The organism is Nonomuraea sp. NPDC049400 (genome assembly GCF_044466425.1).
GTDB lineage: Bacteria > Actinomycetota > Actinomycetes > Streptosporangiales > Streptosporangiaceae > Nonomuraea.
The window spans coordinates 16,279-31,180 of the sequence record NZ_JBITMP010000026.1; the positions used below are offsets into that span (position 1 = coordinate 16,279).

11 protein-coding genes are annotated in these 14,902 nt (G+C 71.1%); 7 read left to right on the forward strand and 4 right to left on the reverse strand.

Annotated features, from left to right (window positions below; genetic code table 11):
* Nucleotides 1-76: 76 nt before the first annotated feature.
* From ACIBVN_RS34230 to ACIBVN_RS34260, 7 genes are all read left to right on the forward strand, one after another.
* Nucleotides 77-1,267, forward strand: a complete 1,191-nt coding sequence (locus ACIBVN_RS34230) for a carbohydrate kinase family protein (protein ID WP_397143779.1) — start codon at nucleotides 77-79, stop codon at nucleotides 1,265-1,267.
* A gap of 4 nt (nucleotides 1,268-1,271) precedes the next feature.
* Nucleotides 1,272-2,630 carry an extracellular solute-binding protein gene (locus ACIBVN_RS34235; protein ID WP_397143561.1) on the forward strand — a complete coding sequence of 453 codons (1,359 nt, stop codon included), beginning with the start codon at nucleotides 1,272-1,274 and terminating at the stop codon, nucleotides 2,628-2,630.
* A gap of 2 nt (nucleotides 2,631-2,632) precedes the next feature.
* Nucleotides 2,633-3,511 carry a carbohydrate ABC transporter permease gene (locus tag ACIBVN_RS34240; protein ID WP_397143563.1) on the forward strand — a complete coding sequence of 293 codons (879 nt, stop codon included), beginning with the start codon at nucleotides 2,633-2,635 and terminating at the stop codon, nucleotides 3,509-3,511.
* Entirely contained in the window at nucleotides 3,508-4,308 is an 801-nt protein-coding gene (locus ACIBVN_RS34245; RefSeq protein WP_397143565.1) for a carbohydrate ABC transporter permease, read from the forward strand. Before ACIBVN_RS34240 ends, ACIBVN_RS34245 begins: the two co-directional genes overlap by 4 nt.
* Before the next feature lie 20 nt (nucleotides 4,309-4,328).
* Nucleotides 4,329-6,983: a sugar-binding protein gene (locus ACIBVN_RS34250; protein WP_397143567.1), complete on the forward strand. Its 2,655-nt coding sequence runs from the start codon at nucleotides 4,329-4,331 to the stop codon at nucleotides 6,981-6,983.
* A gap of 75 nt (nucleotides 6,984-7,058) precedes the next feature.
* On the forward strand, nucleotides 7,059-7,778 hold the full coding sequence (locus ACIBVN_RS34255; protein ID WP_397143569.1) for a DUF6882 domain-containing protein: 720 nt from the start codon (nucleotides 7,059-7,061) through the stop codon (nucleotides 7,776-7,778).
* A gap of 61 nt (nucleotides 7,779-7,839) precedes the next feature.
* Nucleotides 7,840-9,783 carry an alpha-glucuronidase gene (locus ACIBVN_RS34260; RefSeq protein ID WP_397143571.1) on the forward strand — a complete coding sequence of 648 codons (1,944 nt, stop codon included), beginning with the start codon at nucleotides 7,840-7,842 and terminating at the stop codon, nucleotides 9,781-9,783.
* A gap of 71 nt (nucleotides 9,784-9,854) precedes the next feature.
* Here the strand turns inward: ACIBVN_RS34260 and ACIBVN_RS34265 are convergent, their stop codons facing one another.
* The 4 genes from ACIBVN_RS34265 to ACIBVN_RS34280 all read right to left on the reverse strand — a co-directional run bounded on the left by ACIBVN_RS34265 (nucleotide 9,855) and on the right by ACIBVN_RS34280 (nucleotide 14,880).
* Nucleotides 9,855-10,826: a hypothetical protein gene (locus tag ACIBVN_RS34265; protein ID WP_397143573.1), complete on the reverse strand. Its 972-nt coding sequence runs from the start codon at nucleotides 10,824-10,826 to the stop codon at nucleotides 9,855-9,857.
* 156 nt (nucleotides 10,827-10,982) lie between these two features.
* A complete protein-coding gene (locus tag ACIBVN_RS34270; RefSeq protein ID WP_397143575.1) occupies nucleotides 10,983-11,711 on the reverse strand; it encodes a hypothetical protein in 729 nt (242 codons plus the stop codon).
* Nucleotides 11,708-13,243 (reverse strand): hypothetical protein, encoded by a 1,536-nt coding sequence (locus ACIBVN_RS34275; RefSeq protein WP_397143577.1) that lies wholly within the window; start codon nucleotides 13,241-13,243, stop codon nucleotides 11,708-11,710. Before ACIBVN_RS34275 ends, ACIBVN_RS34270 begins: the two co-directional genes overlap by 4 nt.
* Nucleotides 13,243-14,880, reverse strand: coding sequence for an extracellular solute-binding protein (locus tag ACIBVN_RS34280; protein ID WP_397143579.1), 1,638 nt, complete (start codon nucleotides 14,878-14,880; stop codon nucleotides 13,243-13,245). Before ACIBVN_RS34280 ends, ACIBVN_RS34275 begins: the two co-directional genes overlap by 1 nt.
* Between the last annotated feature and the right edge of the window lie 22 nt (nucleotides 14,881-14,902).

The window sequence follows — 14,902 nt, forward strand, 5'->3', positions numbered from 1 at the left end:
AGACTTGAAGTGTGCGAGCAAACGTGCAAGATTGCGCACATCTCGATTCGTGTCGGGGAGGATTCATCCCGTGTCCATGCAGGCCTACGACCCTCTCGCCGACGAGCGCACCCCAGAAGGGCCGCAGTTCGACGTCTTCCTGGCGGGCACGGTCTTTCTTGACATCATCTTCACCGGCCTGCCCGCGATGCCCGCGGCCGGCACCGAGATCTGGGCCGAGGGCATGGGTTCGTGCCCCGGCGGCATCGCCAACCTCGCCATCGCGACCAGCCGGCTGGGGCTGCGCACCTCGCTCGCGGCCGCGTTCGGCGACGACGACTACGGCGACTTCTGCTGGCGCACGCTGGAGGAGCAGGAGTCGGTCGACCTGTCCAGATCGCGGCGCTTCGAGCACTGGCACTCGCCGGTGACCGTCTCCATGGCGGTCGAGCGCGACCGCAGCATGGTGACGCACGGCCACCCGGCTCCCATGGCGGCGTCCGAGATGATCGGCACGCCGCCCCGTTCCAAGGCGGTGATCGTGCCGCTCTCCACCGAGGACCCGCTCGACTCCCCCGACAGTCCGTCCAACTGGGCGGAGCTGGCCCGCCGCGACGGCGCCCTCATCTTCGCCGACGTGGGCTGGGATCCCTCGGGACTGTGGTCGCGGTCCCTGCTCGACCAGCTCGCGCTCTGCCACGCGTTCATGCCCAACGCGGTCGAGGCGATGGCCTACACCGGCGCCGACACCCCGCGCGACGCCCTCTACGCGATCGCCGACAAGGTGCCCGTCGCGGTGGTGACCGACGGCGCCAACGGCGCCATGGCCATCGACTCCGCGTCGGGCGAGGAGGCGTTCGTGCCCGCTCCGCGGGTGACGGCGCTCGACCCGACCGGCGCGGGCGACGTCTTCGGCGCGGGCTTCGTGCTCGGCACGCTGTGCCGCTGGCCGCTGGCCGACCGGCTGGCGTTCGCGCAGCTCTGCGCGGCGCTGGCGGTGCAGCAGTTCGGCGGCTCGCTGGCCGCGCCCGGCTGGGGCGACATCGCCGACTGGTGGCACGAGGTGCGCGACTCGGCCGACCACGCCGGCGCCTACGGCAGCTCGCTGGCCCGCCGCTACGCCTTCCTCGACAAGCTGGTGCCCGCCCTCCCGGTGGGCGCCGTGCGCCGCGCCGCCGCCACCATCGCCCGGTACGCCGACGTCGGCCCTCAGCCCTCCGCGGCCCGGCCGGACCGGCCCGAGGACGAGGACCCCGGCACGCCCCGCGTGCCTGCGCAGAAGGAGTAACACCATGAACCCCCCACTCCGGGCGCTCGCCGTGCTCGCCGCCGGCTCCCTCGCCCTCGCCGCGTGCGCCCCCGGCTCCTCCGCCCCGCCCGGCCCCGCCGCGACCCCGCTCTCGACGGTACGCACCGACGCCCCGAGCCTCGGCAACGTCACGCTCACGGTCTGGGACCAGGAGGTACGCGGCGGTCAGGCCGCCCAGATGAAGCAACTCAACGACGCCTTCCAGGCCAAATACCCCAACATCAAGCTCAACCGGGTGAGCCGCTCCTTCGACGACCTCAACACCACCCTGCGCCTGGCGTTGAGCGGCAACGAGCCGCCCGACGTCGTGGAGGCCAACAACGGGCGCTCCTCGATGGGCGCCTTCGTCAAGGCCGGGCAGCTCCGCCCGCTGGACGCCTACGCCGAGGCGTACGGATGGAAGAAGCGCTACCCGCAGTCGGTGCTGCGCTATTCGAGCTACAGCGCCGACGGCAAGGTGTTCGGCGAGGGCAACCTGTACGGCCTGCCGCAGGTCGGCGAGGTCGTCGGCGTCTTCTACAACAAGGCCAAGCTGACCAAGCTCGGCCTGCAGCCGCCGAAGACGTGGGCCGAGTTCGAGGCCGCGCTGGCCAAGGCCAAGACCGCCGGCGAGGTGCCGATGCAGCTGGGCAACCTCGACAAGTGGCCGGCCATCCACGTGTTCGGCACGGTGCAGAGCCGCGGCGTGCCGAAGGACCAGATCAGCACGCTGGCCTTCGGCCGCAAGGGCGCCTCGTGGAACACGCCGGAGAACACCAAGGCCGCCGAGGAACTCGTCGGCTGGGTCGACAAGGGCTACTTCAACAAGGGCTTCAACGGCCAGGGCTACGACCCGGCGTGGCAGGCGTTCGGCAAGGGCCAGGGCGTCTTCCTGATCGCGGGCACCTGGCTCCTCGCCGACCTGCAGAAGTCCTTGGGCAAGGACCTGGGCTTCATGCTGCCGCCGGGCGCCACGGCCGACGCGCCGCCCGTCGCGACCGGCGGGACCGGGCTGCCGTTCGCGATCACGGCCAAGAGCCCACACCCCGACGCGGCGGCGGCGTACATCGACTTCATCACCAGCGCCGACGCGATGAAGGTGCTCACCACCACCGGCAACCTGCCCGTCGCCGACACGGCGCAGCAGAGCGTCCCGGCGGGGCCGCAGCAGGACGTCTTCACCGCGTTCGGCACGGTGACGGCGAAGGACGGGCTGGTGCCGTACCTCGACTACGCGACCCCGACGTTCGCCGACACGCTGGGCGCGGCGCTGCAGGACCTGCTGGCCAAGAAGCAGAGCCCGCAGGAGTTCCTGGCCACGCTGGAGAAGGACTACAAGACGTTCGCCGAGAGCAACGGGTGAGCATGGCACGGCCTCCCGGAGAGCCGCGCCGCGTCGCCTACCTCTACCTGCTTCCGGCGTTCGCCGTCTACGCGGTCTTCCTGCTCTACCCGATCGGGCGCGCGGTGCAGCTGTCGCTGTACGACTGGGACGGGCTGTCGCTCGGCCGCTGGGTCGGCCTGGACAACTACGTCGCGATCGTCGCCGACGAGGGGCTGCGGGCGGCGTTCGGCCACGCGCTGGTGCTGATCGTGTTCTACGCGGCCGGGCCGCTGGTCATCGGGCTGGGGCTGGCCGCGATACTCAACCACGCCAAGGTGCGCGGCCTCGGCTTCTTCCGCACGGTCGTGTTCCTGCCGCAGGTGGTGGCCATGGTCGTGGTGGCCGTGGCCTGGCGGCGCGTCTACGCGCCGGACGGCACGCTCAACGGGCTGCTCGGCGCGCTCGGGCTCGACTCGCTGACCAGGGGCTGGCTGGGCGACTACACGTTCGCGCTGCCGGCGGTCGGCGTGGTCGGCACCTGGTTCGAGACCGGCCTGGTGACCGTGCTGCTGCTGGCCGGGATGAGCCGCATCCCCGGCGAGCTGTACGAGGCCGCGCGGCTGGACGGCGCGGGCGCGGTCAGGGAGTTCTTCGCGGTCACGCTGCCGTCAGTGCGCGGGGAGATCGCGGTCGCGCTGACGCTGACGGTGATCGCCGCGCTGCGCACGTTCGACCTGGTGTACGTCACGACGCGGGGCGGGCCAGGCGACTCCACGTCGGTGCCGTCGTACGAGGTCTACCACCGGGCCTTCGGGCTCAGCCAGATCGGCTCGGCGGCGGCCGTCGGCGTCACGCTCACGGTGGTCATCTTCGTGATCTCGTTCGGGATCAACCGGTTCGCGGACAGGAGGGTCTCGTGATCTCGCGCGGTGAGCGGGTGGCCAACTACGTCATCCTGTCGGTGTTCGCCGCGTTCGCGCTCTTCCCCATCGTGACGATCCTGTCCGCCGCGCTCGGCCCCGCCGACAGCGGCGGCACGTCCGGGCTGGGCAACTTCACGGCGGCCTGGGAGATCGGCCACTTCGGCACGTACCTGCGCAGCAGCCTGGCGGTGTCGTCGTTCGTCGTGGTCGTGAGCGTGGTGCTGTCGATCATGAGCGGGTACGCGTTCGGCACCATGCGCTTCCGCGGCCAGTCGGTGCTGTTCTACCTGTTCATGCTCGGGATCATGATGCCGAGCGAGGCCATCGCGGTGCCGCTCTACTTCGACCTGCGCTCGCTCGGGATGATCGACACGTTCTGGTCGGTGGCGCTGCCGCAGGTGGCGCTGTCGGTGGCGTTCGGCACGTTCTGGATGCGGGCGTACTTCCGCGCCTCCAGCCGCGCGATCGTGGAGGCCGCCCGCATCGACGGCGCCTCGACCTGGCGCATCCTGTGGCAGGTGCTGGTGCCGCCCGCCCGGCCCGCCGTCGTCACGCTGACCGTGCTGATCTTCATGTGGACGTGGAACGAGTTCCTCATCCCGCTGATCATGGTGACCAGCGAGTCGCTGCGGACCGCGCCGCTGGGCCTGGCCTTCTTCCAGGGCCAGTACACCTCCGGCTTCACCCTGCTCGCCGCCGGGTCGGTCATCGTCGCGACCCCGGTGGTGATCTTCTACCTGTTCCTTCAGCGCCACTTCGTCCGCGGGCTGCTCCAGGGGGCAGTCCGCGAGTAGCCGCTCTTTCCGGAGGTTCCATGCGTAAACGCCTGTCGCTGGTGCTGGCCGCCACGGTCGCGCTCGCCGTCTTACCCGCCGTACCGTCCGCAGCCTCCGCCGATTCGCCCGTGGACCTCGACGCGCTGTTCGTCGGCGCGCACCCCGACGACGAGGCGTTCAGCCTGTCCACGCTCGGCCAGTGGAAGGAAGACCACGACGTCCGCACCGGCGTCGTCACCGTCACCCGGGGCGAGGGCGGCGGCAACGCGGTCGGGCCCGAGGAGGGCCCGGCGCTCGGGCTGCTGCGCGAGGCCGAGGAGCGCTCGGCCGTCGGCAAGGCGGGCGTGCGCGAGGTGTTCAACCTCGACGACGTCGACTTCTACTACACGGTGAGCGCATCGCTGACCGACCAGATCTGGGGCGCGGACACCCTGGAGAAGGTCGTGCGGGTGGTCCGGCAGACCCGGCCCGAGGTGATCCTGACCATGGACCCGGCGCCCTCTCCCGGCAACCACGGCAACCACCAGCAGGCGGCGCGGCTGGCCGTGCAGGCGTTCTACGCGGCGGCCGACCCCAAAGTGTTCCCCGAGCAGATCACCCGTGAGGGGCTCAAGCCGTTCGCGCCCGCCCGGCTGCTGCTCGGCGGCGGTCGCGGCACCTCGCAGACCGGCCCGTCCTGCGCCTCGACCTTCCGTCCCGCCAACCCCGCGCAGAACGTGTACGGCGTGTGGGGCGGACGGGCCTCCCAGGCACAGGGCAAGACGTGGGCGGCCGTCGAGCGCGAGGCACAGCGCACGTACGCCTCCCAGGGCTGGGCCGTCTTCCCCGACGTGCCGTCGGACCCCAACCAGCTGGGCTGCGACTTCTTCACGCAGGTGGACTCGCGGGTGCCGTTCCCCGCGCCCGGCAGCGCGGCGGCCGCGGCGCCCACGGCGATCCTCGACGGGGCCCTGACGAGGGCTTCGGGGACGGTCCCGCTCGGCACCTCGTTCGGCCTGAGCACCAGCACGTTCGACGTGCGGCCTGGAACGCCGTTCACCGTCAAGGTCACCGCGACCGCGCCCGCGCGCGAGCCGCTGGGCCGGTCGTCGGTGAGGCTGGGCCTCCCCGAGGGCTGGCAGGTCAGCGGCTCGGGCGACCTGGGCAGGCTCGCCGCGGGACGCACGGGGACGGCGACGTTCACGGTGACGCCCGCCCAGGGCAGCGGGCGGGCGCGCGTCTCGGCCACGCTCACCACCGAGCAGGGCGGCGGGTACACCGACCGTCAGGTCGAGATCAGCCCCGCCGTACGGGCCACGCAGCAGCTCCTCCCGCAGGTCGCCCAGTTCGAGAAGTGGATCTCAGAGGTCGGCGTGCCGCAGCTGCGCGGCATCGTCACGCCCGTGCTCACGCTGCCCTCCGGCGGCTCCAGGCAGGTCGGCGTCGTGGTGACGAACGTCAGCGACGCGGCCAGGTCCGGCACCGTGCGGGTCGACCTGCCCGCCGGGTTCACCGCGGACCGCGTGGAGGCGCCCTACACCGGCCTGGCGGCCGGGGCCTCGGCGACGGTGCCGTTCACCGTCACCAACTCCGACCCCTCGCTGAAGACGTCCAACCAGGGCGGCGACTACGCGTACACCATCAGCGTGGACGGCGCGGTCGTGAGCAAGCCGGCGCTCGAGCTGGTCCCGGCGACCTCCGTCCCGCAGGCTTCGCCCACCGTGGACGGCGTGGCGGGCGACGGCGAGTACCCGGGGTCCGACCTCGACATCTCGCGCCTGTGGGAGGGCACCGCGTGCTCGTCGGCGGCCGACTGCTCGGGCACGGCCAAGCTCGCCTGGCACGACGACACCCTCTACCTGCTGGTCCAGGTGAAGGACGACGTGCTCGGCACGCGGCTGGCGGCCGCCGACTGCAAGCGGCACTGGCGTACCGACGCGGTGGAGGTCACGTTCGACCCGCGCGGCACGTCCGAGAACACCTCGACCACGTTCAAGGCGGCGGTGCTGCCCGTGACGGCCGAGGGGCCGCCGTGCTTCGAGCGGGACGCCGACAACCGCCAGGGACCGGGCGAGCAGACCGCGCCGGGCATGCGGGTGGCATCGAAGGTCGCCCCGGGCGGCTACACGGTGGAGATGTCCATCCCGATGGCGGTCCTGCCGGGCTCGGTCGACCCCGCCCACTTGGGACTGAACATCCTGGTTTACGACTCCGACACCCAGGACAAGACCGGCCAGACCCGGATCGGCTGGTCGACGTGGGGCGGCGTGCAGGGCGACCCGTACCGGTGGGGCGTCGCCACGCTGACCGGCTACCGGCCGCCCGCCGACCGGCCCGTCCCCGACCCGGTGATCCCGGACACGGCCCTGTCCAGCCTGGACTCGCCGCAGTCGCTGGAGCAGGCGGTACGGGTGCATGTGCCGCTCGCGGGCGGTCCGGCGGCGAAGGAGTCGGAGAGCGGCTGGGTCACCTCCGCCACGGCCGGCCAGAACGGGGTGAAGGTGACGGTGCGGGCGAACGCGGCCGGGAAGGCGCACGTGTTCGTCCGGGATGACCAGGGGACTGCGGGCAGCCGCGTCGTCACGGTCTCCGGCAAGGGGAGCACGACCGTGACCGTGCCCCTGACGCGCGCCCTCGCCGCCCACCCGGCGGTGGTGGCGGGCTGGGAGGCGCCCGGCGGAGGCACGGCGGCCTCGCAGGTGAGGGTCCGCTGAAAGGTCGGCCGCCCGTCCCCGGGACGGGCGGCCACCCGATTAGACGCATTCCCGGAAACCCCCTAATCTGCCCGGATGCCGGAATCACTCACCCTTGCCAACCTCCTTGACGACGCGGCGATCCTCTCGCTCGAGCACCAGCTCCACCTCGAGGAGGTCCTCGGCGAGCACAACTGGAGCGTGGACCTGCAGGAGCAGCGCTTCGAGTTCACCGGGAGCCGCACGATCACCTGCACCCGCTTCCACCTGCTCGGCTCCGCCGCCCCGGGGCCGGACTCGTGGCTGTGGGCCTGGGCCAACCCGTCCGGCTTCCCCGAGGCGCTGACGGCACTGTCCGGGACGCTGCGGGACTTCGGGCAGCAGTACGGCATCGCGGAGCTGGCCTCCGCCGAGGTCCCGTTCGGCGCGCTGCCCGGCTCCCCCGCCGATCCCGCCTTCGCCGCGGCGATCCTCACCGAGGCCGCCAAGGCCGTGAGCGGCCACTGGACCGCCTACAACGGCGACGCGGGCGGCGGCACGCGGGTCGCGTTCCTCGTCGAGCACCCCGAGTTCCAGCTGCCCGCCCCGGAGCCGGCCCGCATCATGCGCGTCCTGCAGCAGGCGCTCACCCTGCCGCTGCTGACGGACCACCGGCGCGCGGTGCACAGCTACGCCGTACGCCGCGGCCTCGGCGTATCTTCCGGCCCCGACCGGCTCACCCTCACGGGACCCGGCTTCGAGGCGCTCGTCGAGTTCGACCCGCTCGGCCGCGTCGGCAACATCTCCGCCACCCTGTCGGCACCGCACGGCCCCTGACCGCTCGCGGCGGGGGCCGTTTCGGTAGATTCATCCCTCGGTGCCGTACCGAAGGAGCCCCGTGAGCATTCCCGAACTGACCGACGTCCATCCGGCGTGGCTGCCGCCCGAGGCGTTCAGGGCGATCGGTTCCCGCCGCACCCTCGTGCAGGCGGACGGGCCGCTCGCCGACACCGTGCGGGAGGAGGTCGCGCAGGCCGCCGCCCGGTACGGCGGCAGCCTCACGGACGCAGGACCGTCCGACCTCGTGCTCACCCTGTCCGAGGCCGAGGGCGCGGACGGGTACGCGATCTCCCTGCGGGACGGCGTCACGACCGTGGCCGGCGGCGATCCCGCCGGGCTGCTCTACGGGTTCTTCCACGCCGTACGGCTGGGCGAGGCGGCGTTCGAGGGCGAGCGGCCGGTGGAGCACCACCGGCCCGCGATGCGGCGGCGCATGCTCGACCACTGGGACAACATCGACGTGCACCCGGTGATGGGCCAGGTCGAGCGCGGCTACGCGGGCGGGTCGATCTTCTGGGCGGGCGGCGCGCTGCGCGCGGACCTGACCCGGGTGCGGGCCTACGCGCGGCTGCTGGCCGCCTCCGGCGTCAACGCGGTCGCGATCAACAACGTGAACGTGCACGCCACCGAGGCCCACCTGCTGACCGACCGGCTCGGCGAGGTGGCCGCCATCGCGGCCGAGTTCCGCCCGTACGGGATCCGCGTGCACCTGTCGGTCAACTTCGCCTCCCCCATTCAGCTCGGCGGCCTCGCCACGGCCGACCCGCTGGAGGAGGAGGTCCGGCGGTGGTGGGCGGAGACCACCGAGCACGTCTACGCGACAATTCCTGACTTCGGCGGATATGTCGTGAAAGCCGACTCGGAGGGGCAGCCGGGCCCGTTCGCGTACGGGCGCACCCACGCCGACGGCGCGAACATGCTCGCCGAGGCCCTGGCCCCCTTCGGCGGGGTCGTCCACTGGCGGGCCTTCGTCTACAACCACCGGCAGGACTGGCGCGACCGCTCGACCGACCGCGCCCGCGCGGCCTACGACCACTTCGCCCCGCTCGACGGCCGGTTCCTGGACAACGCGATCCTGCAGGTCAAGCACGGCCCCATGGACTTCCAGCCACGCGAGCCGGTCTCCCCGGTGATCCTGCAGATGCAGGGCACCCGCCTGGCGGTGGAGCTGCAGGTGACGCAGGAGTACACCGGCCAGCAGCGGCACGTCTGCTACCTGGCCCCGATGTGGAGCGAGGTCCTCGCGTTCGAGGACGTCGCCGAGGCGGGCGACCTGGTCGCGGTCTCCAACGTGGGCGATGACCGCTTCTGGACCGGCCACCCGCTCGCGCAGGCCAACCTGTACGCGTTCGGCCGCCTCGCCTGGGACCCGGGCCTCGACCCTGCCGCCATCCTCGACGAGTGGATGGACCTCACCTTCGCGCGGCCCGGCGAGCCGCTGCGGCGCACCCTGCACGCCATGATGGACGGGTCGTGGCGCACGTACGAGCGCTACACCGCGCCGCTCGGCGTCGGCTTCATGGTGCGTCCCGGCCACCATTACGGCCCGGACGTGGACGGGTACGAGTACACGCCGTGGGGCACGTACCACTTCGCCGACCGCGACGGCGTGGGCGTGGACCGCACGCGCGCCACCGGCACCGGCTTCACCGGCCAGTACCCGGAGCCGTGGTCGGACATCTACGAGTCGCTCGAGACGTGCCCCGACGAGCTGCTGCTCTTCTTCCACCACGTCCCGTACGGGCACGTGCTGCAGAGCGGCTCGACGGTCATCCAGCACATCTACGACACCCACTTCGCGGGCGCCGAGGAGGTGGCCGAGTCCCGGCTGCTCTGGGAGAAGCTCGCCGGCTCCGGCGCGGTGGCCCCGGACGTGTACGCCCGGGTGCGTGAGCTCCTCGACGAGCAGCTCCGCTGCGCCGAGGAGTGGCGCGACCAGGTCAACGCCTACTTCTTCCGCAAGTCAGGCGTGCCCGACGCGCACGGAAGGCACATCCCCTAGGCCGGCTCCTGTTTCACCGGCATCGTCGACGAAGTGTGGCTGCACGCGCGGGCGACGGATGCAGGGCACTTTCACGGGCTGGGGAGCCTGCTGACCGCCTTGGTGGCCAGCTCGACGGCGAGGTCGCACCGGGTCTTCTCCGGCCCGTCGAAACTGACGCTCACATGAACGATCTCCAGAGTCCGTAGGTCGCTGGGACGATCCAGCGGCCGATGCGCGATGTCGACGCCGCAACCGGCCATGGTGCGGTAATCCGGGCCGTCGACCGCTTCCTCGGGACGAAGGACCGCGCTGCGCCCCCCGATCACTGTCTCGCGATCGCGGGTGCCCCTGACCTTCAGCGGGAAGTCCCGGGAGAAGGAGACGAACACATTGGGTTTGTCGACCGTCTCCTCGCCCCAGGTGCAATGCTGTCCGCGGAAGGCCGGATGGACCCGGGTGCGGTCGATGCCGGGGACATGGGCCGTCTCGTTGTGGTCCAGCAGCCGGCATGCGTCCTGCCAGGCGAGGGAGTTCGGGGACTCTTGGGCCCTCTTCAACGAGCCCTTGGCCAGGCGTGCCGCCATCGCCTTCGCCGCCGCGTCCGCGATCGCGCAGCGAACCTTGGCGGGCACACCGGAGTCCACGGCGAGATTGACCGTCGCCGTAGGGGACACCACGACACTGCGCTGACACCAGTTGGGATCGTCGCTGTCGGCGTACACGGTGACACCGCCGCGGACGGTCGGTTTCATGGACTCCCGCGGCAAGCCGAAGTCGAAGCCGAGCTCGACCTCAGCCAGACCCTCAACGGCGTCGACCTGCGCCTCGCATTCGGTGAAGCTGAAAGCGAGCTCGATGTCGGCTTTGCCGAACTTCGAGAGTGATCGCGTGTCCAGCAGCCCGCACGGATCGGAATTCGCCAGCTGTTCCTGCGTGACGGCGATGCCCTTGCTGCGCGGCACATCAGCTGTGCTGATCACTGCACTGGGCGACGGCATCGGTGTCGGCGTCGTGGACGGCGGCACCGCCGACGTCGACCCCTGGCATGCCGACAGCGCCATCGCCACAGCAAGCCCGGCGGGCGCCGCCTTCGCCCGGCGGTTGCCGGCCCGGGTCCGCCCGCCAGGGACGCCTGGTTCTCCTGTGTCATCCGGCAGCATGCCGCTGAGGGTACGGCATGCTCCCGGGACCGGTCCCGGGGCGATACAACGACGCAACTAGGCGGTGAAGCGCTCGCGGACCTCGGCGGTCACCGGGCGGCTGTTCCACAGGAGCGCCGCGGCGAACGCCGAGGCCAGCAGCGCCGGCACCAGCTCGGTGACGACCATCGTGAGCCCGCCCGCCACGAAGAAGAGGGCCGCGTTGCCGAGCGCGGCCTTCGGGTGGCGCATGAGGAAGTACGTGGCCAGCCGCGCCACGTCCACCGCCCGAAACTCGAACAGCGACGTGATCAGCAGGGCGTTGGCGACCCACAACATCGCCGCCACCGCGACGACCAGCAGCAGCACCGCCCACCATCCCGGAACGCCGGCGGCGGCGAAGTTCGCCAGGTTCGTCCCGATGATCGCCAGGCCCGCCAGCCAGGGCACCCAGATCTTCAGCACGCCACGCACGTTGGCCTTGTAGCCGCGCCAGAACGCCGCCGCCGGGTGGAGGTCCGTCAGGTCCCTGCTGCGGTGGCGCAGCGCGTAGAGGGCGGCGGACAGCGCGGGGCCGAGCGGCAGCGCGCAGGCGGCGGCCAGCGGCACGTTGCTCGCGTCGCCGCCGAGCAGGGTGAGCGCGAGCAGGCCGGGCGCGCTCGCGAGCAGGAACATGCCCTCGACCACCAGCAGGCTGTAGACCAGCGTGGCGGCGCGCGACAGCGGTCCCTGGCCGAACCGCCGCCCGGCCGTCACCTCGTGCGCCGGTCCGCCGCTCCCGGACCGAGCAGCGGTCACCTCGCTCATCGGCTCTCCTCTCGATCCGGGCGGCCCAGGCCGAGCAGCCGCCCGTCGTTCCACCACGGCGGCGTCTCGTCCACCACCGGCGTGAGCTCGACCAGCGTAACCTCGTGGCGGCCGAGCGTGAGATCGAGGTCCGCGTACCCGCCGGAGACCGGCAGGCTGCGGTGGCTGCGGACCGGCTCGGCCGCCTCCCGCAGCACGTCGAGCTCCCGGGCCTTCGGCGACCGGGGGCGGCCCATCTCGCACCAGGCCGCCCAGGCGTTGCCCTTCTCCTCGCTCACCGACGAGCGCAGCTCGAACGCCGAGGCGGCGTCCCCGACCGGGACGGACAGCCGCACGGTGTGCCCGTCCCCATGCCCATCCACTGGGGGCGCGCCGGTCACGTCCACGGGCGCCCAGGCCAGCACGGTGACCCGGCCGCTGGAGTCCCTGGTGACCAGGTGGTCGTCCCCGCGGGCCAGGACCTGGTCGCCCATCCGCGCCATGAAGGCGTACAGGTGATAGGTGGGCTTCTTGATCTGGCGGTGGGTCAGCAGGCCGAAGCCGCCGTGGAAGATCGACGTCGGGATCCCCTGCTCCTCGAACATGTCGCTGAAGGTCCAGTAGGAGAAGGAGTCGACCAGGTCTCCCCCGGCGGCCAGCACCGGGGCGAGGTAGGCGGCGTGGAAGGCCGTGTCGTGGACGGGGTTGTCCGGCCGGTAGGAGGAGTTGAACTCCGTGATGTGCACGGGCAGCCCTTCCAGCGGGCCGCCCTGGAGCTGGCGCCGCGGCGTGGCGAACTGCTCGAGCAGCTTCGCCGCGGGCGCCAGCGTCTGGTGGACGCCGAACGGCACGTGCTGGGCCGGACCGGAGGTGTACGCGTGCCGGCTGACGAAGTCGATCGGCAGCGAGCGCTCGGCCACGAAGTCGGCGAAGCGCACCAGGAACTCGTCGGAGCCGGGCGAGATGGCCGGGCCGCCGACCTGGAGCGAGGCGTCCACCTCCTTGACGGCGTGCGCGCTCACCTCGTACAGGCGGTGGTAGGCGTCCTGGTCGGCGTCCTGCCAGAAGTCCTTGAGGTTGGGCTCGTTCCACACCTCGATCGGCCAGGTGCGCACCCGGTCGAGCCCGTACCGGTCGACCAGGTGCGCGACGGTGGCCCTGACCAGGTCGGCCCACTCCCGCCAGGAGCTGGGCGGGGTGACGTTGCCGTGCCACCAGAACACGGTCTGGCCGCCGGAGGCCAGCCCCGAGGGCATGAAGCCGAGCTCGACGAAGGGCTGGATCCCGAGCTCGAGGTAGGCGTCGATCACCTGGTCGACGTACGTGAACGAGTGGCGCACGTGCCGCGCGCCCGCGTACTCGTACGGCTGGTGGACGCCCACCCCGTCGCTGAGCAGCCCGTGCCCCCGGATGTGCCGGAAGCCGATCTCCCGCTGGATCAGCGCCAGCGAATCCTGGTAGTCGCGGCGCAGCGCCAGCTCGAAGCGGCCGGTGCCGACGCAGAAGCGCCAGGCGTCGGACAGCCGCCCCGAGGCCTCCGGGGGAACCTGCATCAGCCGTGGTCCTTCTTGAACCGCTCGTAGGCGGTGTTGACGAGGTTGATGTAGGAGGTCATGTTCTTGCCCTCCAGCTCCTTGACGTAGGCGTCCCACTCGCTCAGGTCGCGCTCGCCGAGCACGAACTTGAGCGTCTGCTGGGTGACGAAGTCCTTCAGCGGCGTCTCCCACAGCGTGGCCTGCTCGCGCTCCTCGTCGTTGAACGGGTGCGGCGGCTCGATCGGGTACGGCTTGCGCGCGTTCATCACGTTCTGGAACGCCACCTCCTCCTCGGAGAAGGTCGAGTTGAGCAGCTTGGTGGTGCCGCCGTAGGCGAAGACGCCGTTGGAGAAGCCGAAGTCCTTCTGCAGGTGCTTGGGCGCCCCGGGGTTGAGGCCGACGAAGTCGATGTCCTTGGCCAGCTGGTAGTTACCCGAGGCATCCTTGGTGTACGTCGTGCCCTCGACGCCCCACTTGGCGAACTCCTCGCCCGCGTCGGAGTACCAGAGCCAGTCGATGAACTGCATCATGGCGACGAAGTTCTTGTTCTCCAGCGCCTTCTTGGAGATCATGATGCCGTTCTCGAGCCGGGTGTCGATCTTGTACTCGCCGATCGGACCCATGGGCACCGGGATCTTGGCGACCTTGGCGCCGGGGACGAGCTTGGTCAGCGTCGGGCGGTAGTCGTTGACGATCGCTTGCGCGTTCGCGCTGATCACGAACGACTTGCCGGAGTTGAACTTCTGCTTGGCCTGGTCGTCCTGCTGGGTGAAGCTCTCCGGGTCGAGCAGCTTCTCCTTCACCAGCTTGTTCAGGTACTCCAGCGCCTGCTTGTACTGCGGCATCGCGCCGGTGTAGACGAACTTGCCGCTCGCGGTGTCGAAGGTCGCGTGCTGGTACTGCCAGCCGCCCTTGGCGCCGTAGGCCTGGGCGACGAGCTTGAGCAAGTTACCGCCGGGCGTGGGGACGCCGTACCGGTCGGTCATCGGGTAGAGGTCCGGGTACTCCTTCTTCAGCGCCTTGAGCACGGTGTACAGATCGTCCCAGGTCTTCGGGATCTCCAGCTTGTGCTTCTCCAGGATGTCGGTCCGCACCGCCAGGGAGTAGTCGATCCAGATCTCCTCGTGCAGACCCGGCAGCAGGTAGATGCGGCCGTCGGCCTGGCGCAGCGTGTCCAGCTCCGGCTCCATCTTCCACTTGGCGACCTTGTCCTTGAAGTTGGGCATCAGGTCGAAGTAGTCGCTGACCGGCAGGATGGCGCCGGAGGAGACGAACGCCTCCTCCGCGGGGTGGTAGGTCTTCGGGATGATGAGCGGAGCCTGGCCGGAGCCCACCAGCAGACCGCGCTTCTTCTCGTAGTCGCTGAGCGGCACCTCCACCGGCTTGAGCGTCACGTTGGTCCGCTTGGTCAGCTCCTGCCAGAACAGCCAGTCGCTCTTGTCCGGGTAGAACGGGTGGTTGTTGTAGAGCACGTCGAACGAGACCGGCTCGGTGGCCTTGAACTGCTGGTTGACGCCGTAGTTCGCCATCGCGCCCGCCTTGTTCGCCGACACGTCGGCGCCCTTCTTCGGGGCCTCGTCCGAGCCGCAGCCGGCGACGGCGAAGGTGAGCGCACCGAGCCCGATGAGTGCCTGACGCCGGGAGATGTGCTGCATGGGGGGTTCCTTTCGGATGGAC

Excerpts from the sequence above, each read along its gene's own strand:
- ACIBVN_RS34280 (WP_397143579.1), bottom strand. The coding sequence starts at position 14,880 with ATGCAGCACATCTCCCGGCGTCAGGCACTCATCGGGCTCGGTGCGCTC.
- ACIBVN_RS34230 (WP_397143779.1), top strand. The coding sequence starts at position 77 with ATGCAGGCCTACGACCCTCTCGCCGACGAGCGCACCCCAGAAGGGCCG.
- ACIBVN_RS34240 (WP_397143563.1), top strand. The coding sequence starts at position 2,633 with ATGGCACGGCCTCCCGGAGAGCCGCGCCGCGTCGCCTACCTCTACCTG.
- ACIBVN_RS34235 (WP_397143561.1), top strand. The coding sequence starts at position 1,272 with ATGAACCCCCCACTCCGGGCGCTCGCCGTGCTCGCCGCCGGCTCCCTC.
- ACIBVN_RS34275 (WP_397143577.1), bottom strand. The coding sequence starts at position 13,243 with ATGCAGGTTCCCCCGGAGGCCTCGGGGCGGCTGTCCGACGCCTGGCGC.
- ACIBVN_RS34270 (WP_397143575.1), bottom strand. The coding sequence starts at position 11,711 with ATGAGCGAGGTGACCGCTGCTCGGTCCGGGAGCGGCGGACCGGCGCAC.
- ACIBVN_RS34255 (WP_397143569.1), top strand. The coding sequence starts at position 7,059 with ATGCCGGAATCACTCACCCTTGCCAACCTCCTTGACGACGCGGCGATC.
- ACIBVN_RS34250 (WP_397143567.1), top strand. The coding sequence starts at position 4,329 with ATGCGTAAACGCCTGTCGCTGGTGCTGGCCGCCACGGTCGCGCTCGCC.
- ACIBVN_RS34265 (WP_397143573.1), bottom strand. The coding sequence starts at position 10,826 with ATGGCGCTGTCGGCATGCCAGGGGTCGACGTCGGCGGTGCCGCCGTCC.